Source organism: Paenibacillus marchantiophytorum, from assembly GCF_014640555.1.
Lineage (GTDB): Bacteria > Bacillota > Bacilli > Paenibacillales > NBRC-103111 > Paenibacillus_E > Paenibacillus_E marchantiophytorum.
This window is the reverse complement of record NZ_BMHE01000062.1, coordinates 1-200: the sequence shown is the minus strand read 5'-3', so window position 1 is coordinate 200 and position 200 is coordinate 1.

Genomic DNA, 200 nt, shown 5'->3' with positions numbered 1-200 from the left:
GGGCTTAACGGTCGTGTTCGAGATGGGAACGCGTGGGTCCCCTCCGCCATCATCACCAAACAGTCAAAGCGTGTTTTTTTTTTTTTTTTTTTTTTTTTTTTTTTTTTTTTTTTTTTTTTTTTTTTTGTTTATTGGTTAAGCCCTCGACCGATTAGTATTCGTCAGCTGCATACGTTGCCGCACTTCCACCTCGAACCTAT